This is a genomic window from Halomonas sp. KO116 (assembly GCF_000734975.2).
GTDB lineage: Bacteria > Pseudomonadota > Gammaproteobacteria > Pseudomonadales > Halomonadaceae > Vreelandella > Vreelandella glaciei.
On sequence record NZ_CP011052.1, the window covers coordinates 3,115,481 to 3,136,269 of the forward strand.

The 20,789-nt window shown below is 54.7% G+C and carries 13 protein-coding genes; 6 read left to right on the plus strand and 7 right to left on the minus strand.

Going from position 1 to position 20,789, the window contains the following annotated elements; genetic code table 11:
• Positions 1-17: 17 nt before the first annotated feature.
• The 5 genes from KO116_RS14420 to rfaH are packed head-to-tail and all read left to right on the plus strand — an operon-like array spanning position 18 to position 11,734.
• Complete coding sequence (locus KO116_RS14420; protein ID WP_035566901.1) at positions 18-815, plus strand: SDR family NAD(P)-dependent oxidoreductase; 798 nt, start codon at positions 18-20, stop codon at positions 813-815.
• Positions 808-2,442 (plus strand): LTA synthase family protein, encoded by a 1,635-nt coding sequence (locus tag KO116_RS14425; protein WP_035566749.1) that lies wholly within the window; start codon positions 808-810, stop codon positions 2,440-2,442. Before KO116_RS14420 ends, KO116_RS14425 begins: the two co-directional genes overlap by 8 nt.
• Complete coding sequence (locus KO116_RS14430) at positions 2,439-9,851, plus strand: type I polyketide synthase (protein WP_035566751.1); 7,413 nt, start codon at positions 2,439-2,441, stop codon at positions 9,849-9,851. The genes KO116_RS14425 and KO116_RS14430 overlap by 4 nt, the downstream gene beginning before the upstream one ends.
• A complete protein-coding gene (locus tag KO116_RS14435; protein ID WP_035566752.1) occupies positions 9,848-11,173 on the plus strand; it encodes an aminotransferase class I/II-fold pyridoxal phosphate-dependent enzyme in 1,326 nt (441 codons plus the stop codon). Before KO116_RS14430 ends, KO116_RS14435 begins: the two co-directional genes overlap by 4 nt.
• Positions 11,174-11,215: 42 nt before the next feature.
• The gene (gene rfaH / locus KO116_RS14440) at positions 11,216-11,734 is read left to right on the plus strand and encodes a transcription/translation regulatory transformer protein RfaH (RefSeq protein WP_035566755.1); all 519 of its coding nucleotides are present in this window, start codon (positions 11,216-11,218) and stop codon (positions 11,732-11,734) included.
• A 36-nt stretch (positions 11,735-11,770) separates the two neighbouring features.
• Here the strand turns inward: rfaH and cysQ are convergent, their stop codons facing one another.
• From cysQ to KO116_RS14460, 4 genes are all read right to left on the minus strand, one after another.
• Positions 11,771-12,538, minus strand: coding sequence for a 3'(2'),5'-bisphosphate nucleotidase CysQ (gene cysQ / locus KO116_RS14445; protein WP_035566757.1), 768 nt, complete (start codon positions 12,536-12,538; stop codon positions 11,771-11,773).
• A gap of 91 nt (positions 12,539-12,629) precedes the next feature.
• Entirely contained in the window at positions 12,630-14,534 is a 1,905-nt protein-coding gene (cysN, locus tag KO116_RS14450; protein WP_035566760.1) for a sulfate adenylyltransferase subunit CysN, read from the minus strand.
• Entirely contained in the window at positions 14,534-15,436 is a 903-nt protein-coding gene (cysD, locus tag KO116_RS14455) for a sulfate adenylyltransferase subunit CysD (protein WP_035566763.1), read from the minus strand. The genes cysN and cysD overlap by 1 nt, the downstream gene beginning before the upstream one ends.
• 86 nt (positions 15,437-15,522) lie before the next feature.
• The gene (locus KO116_RS14460; RefSeq protein WP_144408592.1) at positions 15,523-16,293 is read right to left on the minus strand and encodes a helix-turn-helix domain-containing protein; all 771 of its coding nucleotides are present in this window, start codon (positions 16,291-16,293) and stop codon (positions 15,523-15,525) included.
• Positions 16,294-16,433: 140 nt separating this feature from the next.
• Here KO116_RS14460 and KO116_RS14465 point away from each other — a divergent pair, with 140 nt between their 5' ends.
• Positions 16,434-18,161, plus strand: coding sequence for an SLC13 family permease (locus KO116_RS14465; RefSeq protein ID WP_035566768.1), 1,728 nt, complete (start codon positions 16,434-16,436; stop codon positions 18,159-18,161).
• Between the two features lie 12 nt (positions 18,162-18,173).
• Here KO116_RS14465 and KO116_RS26085 read toward each other — a convergent pair whose 3' ends face one another.
• The 3 genes from KO116_RS26085 to pgi are packed head-to-tail and all read right to left on the minus strand — an operon-like array spanning position 18,174 to position 20,737.
• Positions 18,174-18,692 carry a sugar phosphate nucleotidyltransferase gene (locus KO116_RS26085; protein WP_268762326.1) on the minus strand — a complete coding sequence of 173 codons (519 nt, stop codon included), beginning with the start codon at positions 18,690-18,692 and terminating at the stop codon, positions 18,174-18,176.
• Positions 18,652-19,026 (minus strand): sugar phosphate nucleotidyltransferase, encoded by a 375-nt coding sequence (locus KO116_RS26090; protein ID WP_268762337.1) that lies wholly within the window; start codon positions 19,024-19,026, stop codon positions 18,652-18,654. The genes KO116_RS26085 and KO116_RS26090 overlap by 41 nt, the downstream gene beginning before the upstream one ends.
• Positions 19,027-19,060: 34 nt before the next feature.
• Positions 19,061-20,737, minus strand: coding sequence for a glucose-6-phosphate isomerase (gene pgi / locus KO116_RS14475; protein ID WP_035566771.1), 1,677 nt, complete (start codon positions 20,735-20,737; stop codon positions 19,061-19,063).
• Between the last annotated feature and the right edge of the window lie 52 nt (positions 20,738-20,789).

Below are 20,789 nucleotides of genomic sequence, written 5' to 3' on the forward strand. Positions count from 1 at the left end.
TTGGTGTGAAAGAGGCTGTGAGCCAATCTCAACGCTCACGCTGCGTGCTGATCACTGGCGCTACGGGTGCGATTGGCGGGGCGCTAGCCCGCGCCTATGCCGCCCCCAGCACCCATCTCGTACTGCACGGCCGGCAATTAGAAACGCTTGAAGCGCTGGCTTCGATCTGTCGCCAGCAAGGTGCCCAAGTCACACTCTCGACCATTACACTAACCGATGACCACGCTTTAAAAAGCTGGCTAGACGACCTTTGCGCCGGGCAGGTACCGGATATCGTGATTGCCAATGCGGGCAAAAACACCCACCCCCAAGCCCCCGCTATTTTAGAGCCCTGGGCAGACGTGCAGTCGCTGCTGGATATTAACCTGAAAACGCCCATCGCCATGGTGCAACACCTAGTGCCCGCCATGCAGGCTCGCGGCAGCGGCCAACTGGTGTTGATCAGCTCGCTTGCCGCGTGGCACGGCCTGCCCACCACGCCCAGCTACAGCGCCAGCAAGGCAGGCATTAAAGCCTACGGCGAAGGGCTGCGCGGGCTGCTCGCCCCCCATGGCATTGGAGTGACTGTCGTGATGCCCGGCTATGTGACCTCGCCCATGTGCGACGCCATGCCCGGCCCCAAACCGTGGGAGTGGCCGCCCGAGCGCGCCGCCAACGTCATCAAGCGCGGCATTACCGCTAACCGCGCACGGGTAAGCTTCCCCTTCCCGCTTAATTTCGGCACCTGGTGGTTAGCGGTGCTGCCCGCCGCCGTTTCGCAGTGGCTAATTAAACGCCTGGGCTTTAATCACTCAGCAGGCACGCCCCATGATTAGCGCGCTGATGTGGCCACTGCTAATCGGCCTGTTACTAAGCGGTGGATTCGAAGCCCTGCTCAAACCGCGGCCGCGCCCCTTCTGGCAGCGCGGCGTGGCGGCTAATGGCGTGCATGCGGGCTCATGGGTGCTGCTGTTCGGTCTATTAGTGTTGCTGCTGCAGCGTCCCTGGTTCGCGGTCATGGTATTCCTCTCGCTACAGCTCGTCGTCGTACAGTCGAGCAACACCAAGTCGAACACCCTCAACGAACCGTTTATTTGCCACGACTTTGAATACTTCTGGGACGCCCTTCTGCATCCGCGCTTATACGTGCCTTTTTTCGGAGTTGGCTTGGCGATTGCTGCCAGCAGCGCGGCGGCCGTTGCCATTGGAGCATTTTTCTACTGGGAAACGTCGCTAGTCACTAGCGAGGGCGCTAGCCGCTTTTTAATCAGCGCGTTTGAGGTCATCGCCATCGGCGTACTGGTGCTCTCTTTCAGCACACCCAAGCTGCCCGCCATTACCCTGCAACCCACTCAAGACCTGCAGCGTCTAGGACTGTTTGCCAGCCTATGGGCATACGGTATGGCGCTGATGCGCTCACCTATTCCAACACCAGAACAGTCGCCTTTTTATCACTTAACCGAGGTGGCTAAAGCATCTAAAGATGAGCAAATTCTGCCTAACCAAACACTGCCAAACCAGACATTGCCAAACATAGTACTGGTACAGAGTGAATCGTTTTTCGACCCGCGCCCTTGGTGTGAGGAGGTCGATGCCAATCTGCTTCGCCATTATGACAATACCCGCACCAAAGCCCTACAACACGGCGCACTGAATGTGCCCGCGTGGGGCGCCAATACCGTGCGTACCGAGTGCGCGGTATTAACCGGCATCCCCCCCGACCAGTGGGGCGCACGCCAATTCAATCCCTATCGCACCCTTTCACGCCATCCACGTCCCAGCTTGGCGAGTGCGCTGAAAGCGGCGGGTTACCGCACCGTGTGTGTGCACCCATACCTGGCGAGCTTCTATTTTCGTCACAAGGTAATCCCCCTATTAGGCTTTGATCACTTTATAGATATCAATGCTTTCGAGAGCTGCGATAAAAGCGGCCATTACATTAGCGACTTAGCAGTTGCACGAAAGATTGGACGCCTGCTTGAAGATGACGATAATAGGCCGCTATTTATCTTTGTCATCACCATGGAAAATCACGGTCCGCTACATTTGGAAGCACCCAACCAGACGACGTTAGCTAACACGCTGCCCAATGCGCCCTGGCCACTGCCCGGTCATCTGCGTGACCTCGCGGTCTATTTGCACCATTTAAGTGAATCCGACAAGATGTTGGCCAGCGTTAAAAATTCGCTAAATACGGCAAAGCGACCGGGGCTGCTAGGATGGTATGGGGATCATGTGCCGATTCTACCGGAGGCGTACACACACTTTACGCCCCCTGATAGCCGCACCCCCTACATGATATGGTCAACTGAACAGATGGCAACGGCCAGTCTGGCAGCAGCGAGAGAGCCATTTGAGCTAGCCGCAAACGAGCTTGGTGTCCAACTGTTCAAACAGGTGTTTGGACATGCTATGAATAGCGATGTGATCAAGGCAGAACCAGAACCTCAGGAGCAAGAATGACTAAACGCGTTGCCATCATCGGCGCCGCCCATCGTTTCCCCGGCACCACCCCTGAAACGTTCTGGCAGGACCTGCAAGCCGAAAAATATTTAGTGACCGAAGTGGCCGCCGATCGCTGGAGCCACGAGGCCTATTTGCACCCGGATAAACGCCATCCCGGCACCAGCGTGACCTTTGCCGCCGGTAGCCTGGGCGATATCAGCGGGTTCGACGCTGAGTTTTTTGGTATTTCACCCCGTGAAGCGGCCAACATGGACCCCCAGCAGCGCATGCTATTAGAGCTCGCCTGGGAAGCCATGGAAGACGCCAGCATTCTGCCCAGCTCCCTGCGCGGCAGCCAGTGTGGGGTATTTTTAGGTGTCGCCAGTCTCGACTACTCGTACCGCTTAGCGGACGACATGTCGGCCATTGACGCTTCCACGGCCACCGGCAATACCTCCAGCATCGCCTCGAATCGCTTGTCTTACGTGTTTGACCTGCATGGCCCCAGCATGTCGCTGGATACCGCCTGCTCGTCTTCCATGGTGGCCTTTCACCAAGCCTGCCAATCGATTCGCAGTGGGGAAACCAACATGGCGCTGGCGGGCGGCATCAGCCTTCACCTGCACCCCTACGGTTTTATCATCTTCTCCAAAGCCAGCATGCTCTCGCCCACCGGCCGCTGCCAGGTATTTGACGAAGCGGGTGACGGCTATGTGCGATCGGAAGGGGCTGGCATTTTCCTGCTCAAGGATTACGACCAGGCGGTCGCCGACGGCGACAACATTATTGCCGTCGTGGCAGGCTCGGCGGTCAATACGGATGGCCATAAATCCGGCCTGACGGTACCTAACCCCAGCGCTCAGATTGACCTGATGAAACGCGCCTACCAGCAGGCGGGCATCTCGCCGGACGAGATCGACTACCTGGAAGCTCACGGTACCGGCACCGCCGTGGGCGATCCCATAGAGACCCGTGCGATTGGCGAAGCGCTCGGCCAGCACCGTAAAACACCGCTGCTGATCGGCTCGGTGAAAAGTAACCTGGGCCACCTGGAAACGGCTTCCGGCGTAGCGGGTCTCGCCAAGGCGCTCTACAGCATTCAGCACCGCGAAGTGCCTGCCACCATTGGCATTCGTAAGCTTAATCCGCGCATCAAGTTTGATGAGTTGAATTTATCAGTCGTCACCAAAGGCCAGCCGCTGAAAAAAGAGGGCCGCCTCGTTATCGGCATTAACTCTTTTGGTTTCGGCGGGGCCAACGCCCACGTGATTCTGGAAAGCCCGCCCGAGCGGAGCAAACCCGAGCCGCAGGCACCTGGTTCGACGCTGCCGATTCGTCTTAGTGCCCGCAGCGCTGAAGCGCTTACCCAAAGTGCCGAAACGCTCGCCCACTATTTGCGTGAGAACGCCTCACACAAAAGTAGTGAGATCAGCCTATACGACATCGCCTATACGCTGTTCCACCACCGCGAACGCCATCGCCATGGCGCGCTGCTGTTTGCCCAAACCGCGGACGAAGCGGCCACGCTGCTCAGCGAATTTGCTGGCGGTGAAAATAACGACATCGCCACCCTCGAGCGCCTGCCTAACGCGGTCGGGCCGGTATTTGTATACGATGGCAACGGCTGCCAGTGGGAAACCATGGGCCGCGACCTGCTCAGCGAGTCCCCGACTTTCGCCGCCGCGATTGACCACGTCGACACCCTCTTTCAGCAGCACGGTGATTTCTCGCTGCGCGCCGAGCTGGAAGGCCGTAATGGGCAAGACGACGATAATCGCTTTGCGCTGACCGAAATTGCCCAGCCCGCGCTGTTTGCCCTGCAAGTAGCGCTGACCGAGTGGTTGCGTGAGCAAGGCATTGCCCCCATTGCGGTGTTCGGCCATAGCGTAGGTGAAGTGGCCGCCGCCTGGGCCAGCGGTGCGCTAAGCCTGGAAGATGCGGTGAAAGTGATTTTCTACCGCAGCGACTATCAGGGCAAAACCCGCGGCCAAGGCGAAATGACCGCCGTGGCCATGAGCGCCGACGACATCGCCGAGTGGCTCGAAAACCCCGAATACAGCAAGGTTTGCCTGGCCGGCATCAACAGCCCTAAAGGCATTACCCTGGCGGGCGATAGCCGGCAACTGAGTGCCTTGGAAGCCGCGCTAAGTGGGCAAGACATTTTTGCCAAGCGCCTACCGCTGGATTACGCCTTCCACAGTCCAGCAATGAACAGTATTAAAGCAGGCGTGATCAACGCGCTGGCAGATATCACGCCACGCACGACGCAGATCCCCTACTACTCCACCGTGACCGGCGAACTAAGCGACGGGCTTGAGTTGGACGCCACCTACTGGTGGAAAAACATTCGTGAGCCGGTGCTGTTTGACGCTGCCGCCAGCGCCTTGATGGAGCAAGGTCATAACGTCTTTGTAGAGATTGGCGCTCACCCCATTCTGCGCCGCTACCTCAATGAGTCACTGCGCCAGCTGGAGCGCCCCGGTCTGGTATTCGGCACCATTGAACGCCATAAACCGGGCTTTGAAGGCTTGCAACGCTGCTTAGGCCAACTGCTGCTTAGCGGTCTTGATTTGGCTAGCCGCCACCTGCCAGTAGTAGGACAACGCGTGCCACTACCACGCTATGCCTGGCAGCGTAGTCATCACTGGGTACAAGGCACTAACGACGGTCAAGGGCTGCTTATGCGCTACTACCAGCACCCGCTGCTGGGCTACCCGCTGGCGCAGCACGAACACACCTGGGAAAGTCAGCTCGATACCCAGCGCCAGCCCTGGCTGGCGGATCACGTGGTGGGTGAAGGCGCCGTCTTCCCCGGTGCCGGTTTTGTGGAACTGACCCTGGCCGCGGCGCTACAGCTAAAAGACAGCCCCCTGCTGGATATCGAAGAGCTGGAAATTCGCGCCCCGCTGCTGTTGGACGGCCCCCATGGCCGTGCCATGCGGTTAACCTACCTGCCGGAAGATGGCCGCCTGGAGATCCACTCCCGCGAGCCCGCCAGCGGCAGTGAGTGGCAGTTGAACGCCGTGGCCCGCACCATGCGCGAAAGCCGGGGGTTCCTGCTTAACCGTAAGGCCCCAGCGCTACCTTCCCGCGCACCGGACTACACGCTCGAAGAGCACCTGCAGATGGCCGAGCGTATCGGCCTGCACTACGGCCCCGCCTTCCAGGCCATTTCCAAAGGCTGGATCGAAGGCGATGCGGTGATTGGTGAGATTGCCCTGTCGGATGATGTACAGGCGCAACTCAGCACGCTGCACGTACATCCCGGCATTCTGGATAGCGCCTTCCAGATGTTTATCCCGCTGTTGGCCCAGCACAGCGAGTTTGCCGCCCAGTTGGCCTTTGTGCCAGTGCGTGTAGGACGCATTCAGGTGAACACTCAGGCGGGCGCGCCGGTGATCGCCCGCGCGGTGATGGGTAAGCGCGCACCGCACTCCTTTACCGCCGATTTCGAGCTGTATGACGCCGCCGGCAATGCGGTTGCGGTATTGAGTAAAACCCGCTTCAAAGCGATTCGTCTTAACCGCGCGCATCATCAGCATTTCAGCTACTTGGATGTGGAACTGACCCCGGCACCACTGCGTTCAGAACCACTGGCACTGCCCGCCGAGGCGCTGGCCCGCCTAGCCGATATTGCCACTATTTACGGTAAGGGCACCGGCCATCGCTATGGCAACGAAGTCGCCCCGCTGCTGGACAGCCTCAGTGAAGCCTTTGCTCAGCAGCGTCCGGACGCAGAAACCGATACTGATTCAGAAGGCGCACAGCACTCGCCTGACGTTATCTGGCAACTGCTGGTGCAGGACTACCCCGATTACTTTGCGCCTATCCATCTGGTGGGCCGTTTAGGGCTTCACCAACAAGCGCTGCGCAGCGGCAGCAGCGATCTTGAAACGCTGGGCATTAGCCAGGAACACCTTGCGCGCTTGAACCGCGTCCTGGTGGGCGAAAGTGGCTGGCAGGCGTTGGCAGGCGAGCTAGGCGAGTTAATAGATGCGCTGATAACAGAGCTCCCCGGTGGGCAGCGCTTGCAATTCCTTGAAGCGGGCCCCAGTGCGCCTGCGTTGGGCGAACGCTTACTGGAACGCAGCGCCCAAGCGCTTTACCACGACCTTACCCATTACCGCGTGATCACCACCCTCGATAGCACGCGTCATCAGGTGGAGCAGTTGCAAGAACGCTTCCCGCTGATGGATATGCAGCACCTTGACCAAAACGATACTGCAGCGTTAACCGCCCCCACGGGCGTTGAAAAAGCCCAAGTAGCGTTTGTCAGCGTGGATATCACCCATCCCGCCGCCACGCGCCAATTGATAGAAGCACTGCCCGCGCAGCTAGCGCCAGGCGCCCAGGTCATGCTGATTGGTATCGCCCCGAGCCGCTGGCTGGATGACCTGCTGGCCACACCCGGCATCGATCAAACCGCGCTGGAGCAAGCGACGCTGATCGGCTGGCTAAACGATCAAGGCTTTGTGGTTTCCACGCCCATGGCGCTGGAAGAGAGCGAGAACGGTGCTTATCTGCTCCACGCCCACTATCCGTTAGCCGCGGACGAAGATGAGTCCACCGTGACTCAACGGCGTCACTTAGTGGTCGCCGATCAAAACAATGAAGCGCTGGCGGCCAATCTCGTCGAGGCACTGCAATCGCAAGACGCTTCCGCGCTGCTCAGCATTAGCCAGAGCGAACCCGCTGAGCTGCTGGCTCAGGCATTAATGCAACCGGCGCTGGCTAATCACTCAGAGCAAACGCTCAATGTCATTGACCTGCGTGGCCTGGGGGCTAGCAGCACTGAAGCGCAAACCGCCCGCTGTGATCACGCCCTTAAGTGGACGCTGGCGTTAGAGCAGCAGTCGCTGGCCGCCTCCTTATGGCTGGTGACCCGCGGCCTTAGTGCGCTCTGGCAGGCATCGCCCGCCACTAGCGCGAACGAAGCGCCCGGTGATGCCGCGCTCTGGGGCTTTGGCCGCTCGCTGGCCAACGAAGCCGTGGGGCATAACGTTTATCTGCTGGATGTACCGGCAACGATCAGCGAGCCAGCGCTAAACGCCTGGGCCACGCTGCTGGCTCAGCCGGATAGCGAAAACGAAGCGCTGATCGATCATCAGGGCCACCGCTTTGCCACTCGGCTGCGCACACTACCCGCGCCGCGCCCGGCGGCGGTAGCCCCGACTAACGAGCGGGCCCAACAGCCACAGCAAGCGATGACGCTAGGCTTTACCATGCCTGGGCAACTGCGCCAGTTAACGTGGCGCCCTCGCCCGCTACCGCCAGCCAATGCTGACGAAGTGGCCATCAGCGTTAAAGCCACCGGGCTTAACTTCCGCGATGTGATGTACACCCTGGGCCTGCTCTCCGATGAAGCGATTGAGAACGGCTTCGCGGGGCCGACCCTGGGCCTCGAATTTGCGGGCGTGGTCGAATCCGTGGGTAGCAACGTCACCCACGTGACGCCTGGCCAGGCGGTAGTCGGCTTCGGCCCTGCCAGCTTTAGCGATAAGGTGATCGCCAGCCAGCACGCCGTTGCCCCGCTGCCGGAAGGCATCAGCTTTGCCGCGGCCGCCACGATCCCAACCACCTTCTTCACGGTCTACTACGCGCTTAAGCACTTGGCGCGCTTAGAACCCGGCGAAAAAGTCTTGATTCACGGCGCCGCGGGTGGCGTAGGTATCGCCGCGCTGCAAATCGCCCAGTGGCTAGGCGCGGAAATTTACGCCACGGTGGGCTCCGAAGAGAAGCGCGACTTCCTGCGTCTGATGGGCATCGATCGGCTCTATGACTCGCGCTCGCTCACCTTTGCCGAAGAGATCCTGGAAGACACCCAGGGCGAAGGCGTGGATGTGGTGCTTAACTCGCTCGCCGGAGAAGCGATCAACCAGAACCTGCGCGCCTTGCGCCCGTTCGGCCGCTTCCTGGAGCTGGGCAAACGCGATTTCTACGAAAACACCCATATTGGCCTGCGCCCGTTCCGCAATAACCTCAGCTACTTCGGTATCGACTCCGATCAGCTAATGAAGGTGCAGCCCGCGCTCACCCAACGCCTGTTTGGCGAAATGATGGCGCTGTTTAACGACGGCACCTTGAGCCCGCTGCCGTTTACCTCGTTCAGCCACACGCAAGTGATCGACGCCTTCCGCTATATGCAGCAAGCGCGTCAAATCGGCAAGGTCGTGGTGACCTATGAACAGCCCATCGCGCCACCCCAGAACGACGTATTGGGCACGGCAGCGATACAGCTTTCAGCGGATGCCAGCTACTTGGTGACCGGCGGCCTGGGTGGCTTCGGGTTAAGAACCGCTCAATGGTTAGTAGAGAAAGGTGCGCGGCAGCTGATTCTGCTTAGCCGCAGCGGCCCTGCCAGCGAAGAAGCCCAAGCAGCCATGGCGGCCTTCGAGCAGCAGGGCGTCAAGGTAGTGGCTGCGGCCTGCGATATTACCGACCGCGCGGCTCTAACCGCGGTACTGAAGCGTGCCAAGACTGAACTCGCACCGCTACGCGGCATAGTGCACGCCGCCACGGTGATCGACGATGGTCTAATCCGCAACCTGGATGCCGCACGTATTCAGAAAGTGTTGGCGCCCAAAATCGACGGTGCCCGCCACCTTGATGCGCTAACCCGTGAAACGGCGCTGGACTTTTTCGTGCTCTACTCGTCGGCCACCACGCTGTTCGGTAACCCCGGTCAGGCTAACTACGTCGCCGCCAATCACTGGCTAGAAGCCTTTGCCGCTAACCGCCGCGCCGCTGGCTTACCGGCGACCTGCGTACGCTGGGGCGCCATTGAAGATGTCGGTTTCCTGGCTCGCAACACCCGCACCCGGGATGCGCTGCAAGAGCGTCTGGGCGGCTCGGCACTACGTTCGGATGACGCGCTGAATGTGCTCGAGCAAATGCTGCTGACCCCAGGGCCAAGCCTGGGCGTTCTGGAGCTGGAGTGGGGGGCGCTTGCTCGCTTCCTACCCACCGCTGAAGCGCCCCGCTTTAATGAAATTGCCCGTGCCAGCGACGATGTTAGCAGCGTCGATGCCGACGACGACATCAGCGCCCTGCTGGCCAACCTCTCGCCAGAGGAGCTACACAGTACGATCACCGACTTACTACGCGCCGAACTGGCCAGCATTTTACTAATTGATGAAGAGAAGCTCGATATCCACCGTTCGGTCTACGACATGGGATTTGACTCCCTAATGGGCGTCGAGCTAATGACCGCCATCGAGAACCGCTTGGGCGTTCAGGTGTCAGTCATGGTGCTCAGCGAAGCATCGACGCTCGACAAACTCGCGGGCGTGCTTATTCAGAAAATGCATCAGCACGACGATGTTGAAGAACCTCCGCAAAATGCGATAGCCGCACTGGCAGCCCAGCACGGCACCGAAGGATTAAACACTGCGTCTGCTTCTTCATTATCTGCAACTGAGACACTATGACCGCCAAGCGCTCTGAACTGAAACAGCAGCTTCTGGAACAAGCACGCAAACGCACCGCGCCGCGTGCTGCCAGCAGCACCACGGTGTCATCCAATGGGCAAGGGGCTGAGCAGCGCTCAGTGCCTGAGCGCTTTACGCGCTTTGATGCACAACCCGGCTATCAGCAAATTGCCATGATGCGTCAGGCCGCCGATCAGCTCGGCTTGGTCGACCCGTTCTTCAAGGTACACGAAGGCACCGCTGGGGCGACCAGCGTGATTAATGGGCAGACCTGCATCAACTTTGCCAGCTATAACTACCTCGGCTTCTCAGGCGACCCGCGTATCAATCAGGCCGCCTGCGATGCCGTGGCCCGCTACGGCACCTCAGTCTCCGCCAGTCGCGTGGTATCCGGCGAACGGCCTATCCACCAAGAGCTGGAACAGGCCCTCGCTACGGCCTACGGCGTTGAAGATGCGGTGGTGTTTGTGAGCGGTCACGCCACTAACGTCTCCACGCTAGGTTACCTGCTGGGGCCTAAAGATTTAGTGCTCCACGACGAGTATATCCATAACAGCTCCCTCGTCGGCGCACAGCTTTCTGGCGCCAAGCGCATGTCGTTTAGCCATAACGACCCGGCCGCCCTGGAAGCCCTGCTGGCCCGTCATCGGCATCAGTTTGAACGCGTGCTGGTGGTAATCGAAGGGCTTTACAGCATGGATGGCGACATCCCGGAGCTGCCGCGCTTTATCGAATTGAAGCAACGCTATCAAGCCTGGCTAATGGTCGACGAAGCCCACTCCTTTGGGGTCATGGGCGACACCGGCCTAGGGCTGCGCGAGTATTTCAATATCGACCCGCGCGATGTGGACATCTGGATGGGTACCATGAGCAAGGCCTTGGCAGGTTGCGGCGGCTATATCGCCGGCAGCAAGCCACTGGTGGAGACCTTGCGCTATCTGGCGCCCGGTTTTCTCTACAGCGTAGGCATGCCCGCGCAAGTGGCAGCCCCTTCGCTGGCGGCGCTGCAACTCATGCAGCAAGAGCCCGAGCGTGTTCAGCATCTGCACGCTATTTCGCGCTACTTCCTCGAGCAGGCCACCGCCCGCGGCTTGGATACTGGCCAAAGCATCGGGGCTGCCGTCGTGCCGGTGATTATTGGCAGCTCTGCGGCAGCAGCAAGGGTCTCCCACGGGCTATTGGAACAGCAGATCAACGTGCAACCGATCCTGCATCCGGCAGTGCCTGAAAAAAGCGCGCGGCTGCGCTTCTTCCTTTCATGTGGCCACACCCAAGCACACATTGACCAAACGCTAGATGCATTAACCGCAGTGTTACCGTAATCTCTTTAACTATATTAAATTTGGCTAGCCCTAAGGAGATGTATGGACGCTGTCAGCAACCAGCAAGGCGCTATAGCTTGCTGGTATGTTATACAATGCAAAGGAGGCGAATCATTTCGCGCCGCCGAACATCTCACCAATCAAGGTTATGAGGTTTTCCACCCGGTTCTAACTATTCAACGCAAACACCAGGGCAGGCTCAAAGAGGTGACCCAGCCCCTATTTCCCTACTACCTATTTATCTGTTTAGATCAAGTGGTCAGCAATTGGCGGCCTATTCGTTCCACCCGAGGAGTCCTGCGCCTACTCACCTTTGGCGACAGACCTGCTACGATTCCTTCACAGCTCGTCGAAACACTGCGTTCTCAGCCACACCATATAGAAGGCATTCACACCTATTTTAGGGCCGGTGAGGAAATCACCATCAATGAAGGTCCCTTCAAAGATATAGAGGCGGTATTCACACGCTGCAAAGGTGAAGAGCGAGCCATTGTCTTGCTCAACCTACTTAACCGCACTCAACACCTTGTTCTACCAATTAAAAGTATAAGTAAAAAGTAAAGGCCCTTCAGAGCAAGCGCCCGCTGCCAAGTTAGTTTAGTGCCCCCATACAATAAAATAGGGGTTGAGCTTTTCACTTGGAGTCGCATAACTTAGTGGCACGCTCTCCAACGTTTCTACACGCCCACCCGCCTGAATCACCACAGCGTGTGCAGCACCTGTATCCCAAAGACAAGTAGGTCCTAAACGTGGATAGACGTCGGCTTTGCCTTCAGCGATCAAACACAGCTTGAGAGAACTACCCATCGGCAACATCTCATGCTCTCCTAGCTGCTCCAACCACTCGGCTAAGTCTGGGCTTGGATGTGAGCGACTTCCCACTACACGCCAGATAGTTTGTGGGTCAGGCTGACCTGCTACTTGAATGGCTTCTCGCTGGCCATCAGCATCGATTTTGAATGCTCCTATTCCTTCTGCCGCTACATACGCTACATCTAGCGCAGGCGCTGTAACAACACCTAACACTGGCTTCCCGTTCTCAATCAGCGCAATATTAACGGTAAATTCACCGTTACGCTTAATGAACTCTTTAGTGCCATCCAGTGGATCAACCAACCAATAACGGCCATCGCTATCCACGCCAGTAAAAGCTTCTGCGTCCTCTTCTGAAAGGATAGGAAGTTGAAGCGATAGAGATTCAAGTCCGCGCATAATAATTTTATGAGCAGCTTTATCGGCTTCAGTTAACGGGCTTTTATCCTCCTTCTCTTCCACGCTAAACTCACGAGCGTAGACCTTCATAATCGCACTACCCGCATTACGGGCAATCTGCTCAACATCGTTTAGCAAAGTTTGATCAATCATGTCCTCAATCCCTTATAAAAAGGCCACCAAGTGAAGGATGGTTCTCCGACACTTGGCAGCCAATATATGACAACAAATCGCGTGCGTTTATTTAACTAATCAAGCCCCGTTGACGCAGCGCATCAATCACCGTGTCGGCTGCTTCTTCAGCACTCATTTCTGATGTTTTAAGGTGAACATCGGGGGCTTCAGGCGTTTCATATACAGAGTCGATACCCGTGAAGTTCTTAAGCTCACCACGTCGCGCCTTTTTATAAAGGCCTTTAGGATCGCGCGCTTCAACAACCCCAAGAGGAGCATCAACATAAATTTCGATAAACTCACCTTCGTCCAGCAAGTCACGCGCCATTTGGCGCTCACTGCGGAAAGGTGAAATAAACGCGGACATCACGATTAACCCAGCATCAACCAACAACTTAGTGGTTTCAGCAACGCGGCGCACGTTCTCAACACGATCAGCATCGGTGAAGCCCAAGTCACGGTTTAAACCATGACGTACGTTATCCCCATCCAGTAGATAAGTATGCTGTCCGTTTGCAAACAGCTTCTTCTCTACAAGGTTAGCAATGGTAGATTTACCTGCCCCTGATAGCCCGGTAAACCATAGTACGGCCGGTTTCTGGCCCTTCGCTAACGCGCGCGCTTCTTTATCAATATCCACATGCTGCATATGAATATTTTGGCTGCGGCGCAAAGCAAAATGCAGCATACCAGCACCCACAGTGTTGTGGGTCATCCGGTCAATCAGGATAAAACCACCGGTATCCTGATTATCTTTATAGGCATCAAAAGCTACCGCACGATTCAGGCTCAGTGTACATATGCCGATACCATTTAAATCAAGCTGCTTACTCGCCATGTGTTCAAGGGTATTGACGTTAATCTGATACTTAATATCAGTAACGGTAGCCGACACCGTCTGAGTCCCCAGCTTCATTAAATAAGGACGACCTGCTAAAAGCGGTGACTCATGCATCCACACTAGAGTCGCTTCAAACTGGTCAGCAGTATGAGCGGGGTGATCCACGCCTGAAATAACATCGCCACGGGAGATATCAATCTCATCTTCCAATAACAGTGTCACTGACTGCCCTGCGACCGCCTCGTCCAAATCACCATCTATCGTGTAGATACTTGCTACGGTACTGCTTTTACCCGATGGCTGAACACGAATCTCATCGCCGGGGCGAATCACTCCGCTAGCAACCATGCCACTAAAACCGCGGAAGTCGAGGTTAGGACGGTTAACCCACTGTACAGGCATACGGAAAGGGGAACGCTGAAGGTGTTCAGCATCTAGCTCAACCGTTTCCAGATAGCCCATGAGCGTGGTGCCGTGATACCAAGGCATCTTCGCGCTCTGCTCAATAACGTTATCACCCTTTAAAGCCGACATTGGTATGAAAGTGATATTTTCTAGACCAAGCTGCTTAGCAAACGCAATGTACTCCTCTTTGATCTCATCAAAGCGGGCTTTTGAGTAGTCCACTAAGTCCATCTTATTGATGGCAACAACCACGTGACGCATACCCATCACTGACATCAAAAAGCTATGTCGACGAGTTTGCGTCAAAATACCGTAGCGCGCATCGACCATCAAAATAGCCGCGTCCGCCGTCGAAGCTCCCGTCACCATATTACGGGTGTATTGCTCGTGCCCTGGGGTATCCGCTACGATGAACTTCCGCTTCTCAGTAGAGAAAAAACGGTACGCCACATCAATGGTGATACCCTGTTCACGCTCAGCAGCCAAGCCATCTACGAGCAGCGCGAAATCCATATCGCCGCCCTGAGTGCCGTATTTCTTGGAATCTGCTTCAATCGCCGCTAACTGGTCTTCGAATAGCAACTTTGACTCAAACAATAAGCGACCAATAAGCGTGCTTTTACCATCATCTACGCTTCCACAGGTAATAAAGCGTAGCAGCCCTTTATGCTCATGAGCTTTCAGGTAACCTTCAATATCGTCGGCAATTAGGTCAGATGAGTGAGACATTAAAAATACCCCTCTTGCTTTTTCTTCTCCATGGATGCCGCGCTATCGTTATCAATTACCCGGCCCTGACGTTCCGACGTCTTGGTCAACAGCATTTCTTGAATAATTGCCGGCAAGGTATCAGCTTCGGATTCGATAGCCCCCGTCAGCGGATAGCAACCCAAGGTACGGAAACGTACTTTACGCATCATAGGCACTTCACCAGGCTCTAACGGCATACGCTCGTCATCCACCATAATGAGCGCACCATCACGCTCTACTACTGGACGCTCGGCTGAATAGTAAAGCGGCACAATAGGAATGTTCTGGAGGTAAATGTACTGCCAAATATCCAGCTCGGTCCAGTTGGAGATCGGAAAAACGCGAATCGATTCTTTGGCATGTTTACGTGTGTTGTAAAGCTTCCACAACTCTGGGCGTTGGTTCTTCGGATCCCAACGGTGCTGAGCTGTGCGAAATGAAAAAATGCGCTCTTTGGCACGCGACTTCTCTTCATCGCGACGAGCACCACCAAAGGCCGCGTCGAATCCGTATTTATCCAACGCCTGCTTCAAGCCTTCAGTTTTCATCACATCAGTGTGAATAGCCGAGCCGTGGGTAAACGGATTAATATCTTTTTCGATACCTTCCGGGTTGATATGCACCAGCAGATCCATGCCAATATCTTCCGCCATTTGGTCACGGAATTCGTACATAGCACGGAACTTCCAGCGCGTATCTACATGCAGGAGCGGAAACGGTGGCGGAGCAGGAGCGAACGCTTTACGCGCTAAGTGCAGCATAACCGCTGAATCTTTCCCAACGGAATAAAGCATTACCGGGTTTTCAGTCTCGGCAACCACTTCGCGCATAATCTGAATGCTTTCTGCTTCCAGACGCTGTAGATGGGTAAGTGATGTCATCATCTGTCCCAATGTTGTTTAAAAATTTGTTCTCAAGAAGCCATAGCGGCACTGTCTTAAAAACCCATGGTAAAAGTGCTGAGTGTTTAAGCTGTTATTGCCAAGTTTCTCGGCACTGGTACTAGCCAAAACGCAGGCTGCTCTGCTAGCCATTGTTTAACTTCAGGACTTACCTCAAGCAACGCCCCATGAAACACCACCACCCCGGGACCCTGCCGGCTCAACGCTTTAAATAAAGACACATAGTCGGCTGCTACCGGCGGTCGTTCAAAACAACGCATCAGTAACCGACCACGAACTCCATGCAAATAAAATTGATATACTGACCGAGAGGGATGTGCGATTCGCCGTACACCAACTTGCCAACGCTGGGTAGCCTCTTTGGTCTTAGAAAATAGCGGCTCTACGGACTGACGATACCACCGCCCCTGCTGTGAACGTTGCTTTGCAAAACGCACCAACGGCCAAGGCTCATGTTTTAGTCCTTCGCTTTCCCACCAGTGCTCTATCGCACGCTGTGTCAGCTCAAGATTGTGATTTTCTTTTAACCAATCAGCCAACCCGGCACTGCTCCAGGCAGGCGCGTCATCAGGAGGTGCTTGGTTAAGTACCTGCCAAAGCACCTTCTGAAAAGAAGCATCGAGTACATTCGCCTGCCCCTTCAACCTCCCGCGTGTTTTGACTGGCACTGCCGCCCACCCGCCCTCACGAAAAGCTTTCCACGCAGCAGACACAGTGGGCGCAGAAAGCCCTGTTTGTTGAGTAACTTTCAAGACAGTATGCCCATCTAAACGCAACCGAACCGCTTGTTTTCGGCGCTCATTCAACGATCCAGGCGATAAATATTTTGCATTCAAAATTTATCATAACCTTTTGTTTTAAAACAAATTAAAGGCAAAATAAAATACTATTTTTATCAATCATTAGACACCATCATATAAGCCTGCGTAAAATCCATCAAGTACACAACGTCTTTACTGGTTCATAAGGACCCACCATGACCCCCTGGACTGTACTCGTATCGATTATTGCCTTACTTGCGTTACTCATTAGTGGCAAGGTAAAACCGGCCATTGCCTTTGTTACGCTAGCAGGTATTTTTCTAGTGCTAGGCTTTGTAGATACCAACACGCTACTCATGCAGTTTTCCAATCCGGCGCTTGCAACATTACTGCTGCTGCTGCTCGTTTCGCTTGCACTAGAGCGCTCACCTTTACTGGACTGGCTTTCTCGGCACTTATTGAGCGGCCACCCTCGTCTCGCCACCGCGCGACTGATGGGAAGTACCGCCATCCTCTCTGCGTTTTTGAATAACACCGCCGTGGTGGCTGCTTTTTTAGGCGCGGTTTCACGCCAACAACGCATCGCACCTTCGCGGCTGTTAATTCCACTCTCCTATGCTTCGATATTAGGCGGCATCACAACGTTAGTAGGCACCTCCACTAACTTAGTGGTTAACTCTTTCAATGTTAGTGCCAGCGGTACTGAGTTGAGCATGTTTCAATTTAGCCTAGTCGGCATACCCGTTGCTTTAATTTCTCTATGTGTGCTGATGTGGCGCGCCAATTCATTACCACACCACCGGTTGGAAGATACCAATGAGAAGCTTGCCTACTTCTTAGCCGCTGACCTTGATCCCAGCTCACCGATGATCGGTAAAAGCATTGAAGATAACGGTCTACGCAGTTTAGAGGGACTCTATTTACTAGAAATTGAACGCCAAGGAAGGCTTATAAGCCCCGTCGCTCCAGACGAGCTGCTGCAGGCTAATGACATGCTGGTCTTCACCGGTGAAACAGGCAAGGTACAGGCCTTACAGCGCTTTCCAGGGTTACAGCTATTCGGACATCAAGCTGACAACCTACTCGCGACAAACCTCGTGGAAGTCGTTATTTCTCATGAATCAGAGCTTCCCGGAAAAACACTGCAGGATGTGGATTTCCGCAGCATGTTCAGTGCAGGCGTGGTGGGCATACGACGAGGGGAAAAACGCCTGGAAGGGCAACTAGGGAAAATCCCGCTCCGCGTTGGTGACTGCTTACTACTGGCCGTAAGTGCTGATTTTCGGCAGCACCGCAATCTAGACCGCAACTTCCACTTGCTCAGTGGCAGCTTCACACGGCCGCGGCTGAGCAACAAAGAGAGCTTATTCACGGTAGGCGGATTCGCTGCGGTTATCATCTTTGCCACCGCCAATTTACTGCCCTTATTTCATGGGCTGTTGATGCTTTTAGGCGGGCTACTCGTCATGAAAGTCATCAGTTTCGCGGAACTACGCCGCCGTTTCCCGTTTGAGTTATGGCTAATCATTGGCTCAGCATTAGCGATTGCCCAAGCACTTGAAAATTCCGGCGCCGCAGGCCTGCTAGTGACCGGAATGCAGGCTTTATTCAGTGGCTATGGTATCTACGCCGCTTTTATAGGGTGCTATTTATTAACGCTGCTGTTGACAGAAACAGTCACAAACAACGCCGCTGCCGCCCTGGCCTTCCCCATCGCCTGGAGCACTGCCCAAGCGTTTGGAGCGGACCCACTCCCCTTTGTAATGGCGGTAGCCTATGGCGCCAGCGCGTGCTTTTTGATTCCCTTTGGCTATCAAACTCACCTGATGGTGTACTCACCAGGACGCTATCAAGTGGCTGACTTCCTCAAAATTGGGCTGCCTGTCAGTATCACCTACTCTGCTGCCGTGTTGATCATCACGCCACTCGTGTTCCCATTTTAGTAAGTAAAACGCTTAAACCTTATAGCCAGCTTCTCGCGCCAGCATGGTATTGGCTTTTAGCCACCCATCAATGTGCCCGCAGTCAAAAGTACGACCCAACATCCGAAAGGCCTCCACGGATCCACCTTCTTGCATTAAGCTATCGATAGCATCAGTAAGCTGGACTTCGCCTCCAGCACCTGGAGGTAAGCCATCCAACAGCTGCATAATGCGATAAGGCAATACGTAACGGCCTATCACCGAAAGACGCGAGGGAGCATCTTCAGGCTTTGGCTTTTCTACCACACCACGCATAGCAGCACTCTCACCAGGGGCTGGCTCATCACAGTCTACAATACCGTAACGATACACCTCCTCATGGGGAACAGCTTCCACCATAATTTGCGCCACCTGCTTAGCATTCCAACGTTCAACCATGCTGCCTAAATCGCATGTACTACAGGAAATTTGAGGCTTCACCAGTACGTCCGGCAAAATAACCGCAAACGGCTCATCCCTTATCCAGCAGGTAAGCGGCACAAAAAATCGCATGACCTAAGCCTTTTGCGCTCGGCTGGCGAACACTGGTTACCTTTAATTTTTTAGGGGAAATAGACGAAAGGATTTGCAACTGGGCATCCTTGCCCTTGCTGGCCAGCGAGTGCTCAAGCTCAAAATGCGCATCAAAATGATCTTCAATGGCCGATTTTCCTGCTCGAGTCACCAAAATAATTTCATTGATACCCGCTGCCAACGCCTCCTCTACTACATGTTGTATCAATGGCCGATCAACAACGGGTACCATCTCTTTCGGAATGGCCTTACTAATCGGCAACAAACGAGTACCAAACCCGGCTACGGGTATAATTGCTTTGCGTACCTGCATCACGAATGGCTTCCTTTTCAAAATACATTTTAAGCTACCCTGCTTTTTTCCAATCATTCAATTTAGACAAAAGTTGAGTAGTGCTGGGATCTTCTACATTCTCCTGCTCAACAGATTTATCAGCAAGCGTTTGATAAAGACTGGTCGCTAACTGTTTACCGAGCTCTACACCAGGTTGGTCAAAAGGATTCAAGTTCCATAAAACTGATTGAACAAACACCTTATGCTCATAGAGCGCTAATAGTGCACCAATTGACCAAGGATCTAGCTGCTTCAATAGTAGGAAGGAATTAGGGTGATTACCACGATAACCTTGCGCAATTTGTCCCTTGAGCGCGACGGGAATAGCCTCATCCCCTAACGCAAAAAGCTGTGCTTGTGCCAAGCAATTTGCTAGTGTTAGCTGCTCTTGAGAGGCTAACGACTCTTGTACTTTATCAGGCGCATTCACTTCACGCGTAGCCACAGCGACAAAGTCTGCGCTCACCGTATGCCCCCCCTGATGCAACAGTTGATAAAAAGCATGCTGCGCATTGGGCCCAACGTCCCCCCACATAATGGGGCATGTAGCATGATTAACGGAACGACCATCTAAGCCAATCTTTTTCCCGTTAGACTCCATTTCTAGTTGCTGTAAATAAGCAGACAGGCTTTTTAGACGACCATCGTAGGGTAAGACCACATGAGTAGGAATATTAAGGAACTGACAATTCCAAGCGCCGACTAATGCCAACAAAGCAGGTAAATTAGTGGCCAATGGCGTGTCTATAAAGTGGCGATCCATTGCATGAGCGCCATCTAATAATGCATCAAAACATTCCGTACCCAGCTGCATAGCGACACTAATACCAATAGGCGACCAAAGTGAAAAGCGCCCTCCTATCCACTCCTTAAATACCAACTGATGAGACTCAGGAATACCAAAGGTGGTCATCTTTTCAGGCTTGGAAGAAACACCGATCAACTGGTAGCGACAGATAGTAGCCTCGTCTACCTCAAGTGCACTGCTTAGCCAAGCCAACACGGTACGCGCATTAAAGTGTGTATCGGCCGTAGTGAACGACTTTGAAGCAAGCACGATAAGGGTAGTCGCTGGATTCAAACGCTCCATTAAAGGCAGAATCTGCGACCCATCCATCGTTGAAACATAATGCACGCCCACCTTCGTACTACTAGGAAGATCGGCTAATGACTCACTGATCAGTTTTGGCCCCAAATCAGAGCCTCCAACACCAATATGCACTATATTGGTGATTGTTTGACCGGTGGCCCCAAACCATTCGCCTGCATGAACACGCTTAACCATTTTAGCCATACGCGCCCGCTGCTGCTGGCAAAAAGCAGCAGCGTACTCCATTCCTGCTGGAGGGGTCGCCGTTTCAGGCCACCTTGCGGCCATGTGCAAAGCGGCACGCTGCTCGGAAGGGTTAACCATCTCCCCAGCGAAGAATGCTTGACGCCTGGCTTCAATACCGCAACTGCGCGCCCATTCAATCAATAGTGCTATTGTTTTTTGGGTAAGCCGTTGCTTGCTGAAGTCAACATGAAGCGAGCCAAAGGTAAACGCCAGTGCTTTAGCACGTTGCTTCGCCGTTGGGCCATTGCCAATGAGGTCGCGTAGAGACTGAGCCTGCAGCCTCATGGCGTGAACTGCTAGTTCATTGGCAGGCGTGTAAAGACGTTGGTTTACCGCTGATAGTGGGGCATCCATGGTGTCTTCCTTAATAGACTAAATAAACAGATAACTACTCATTTTATGAAGC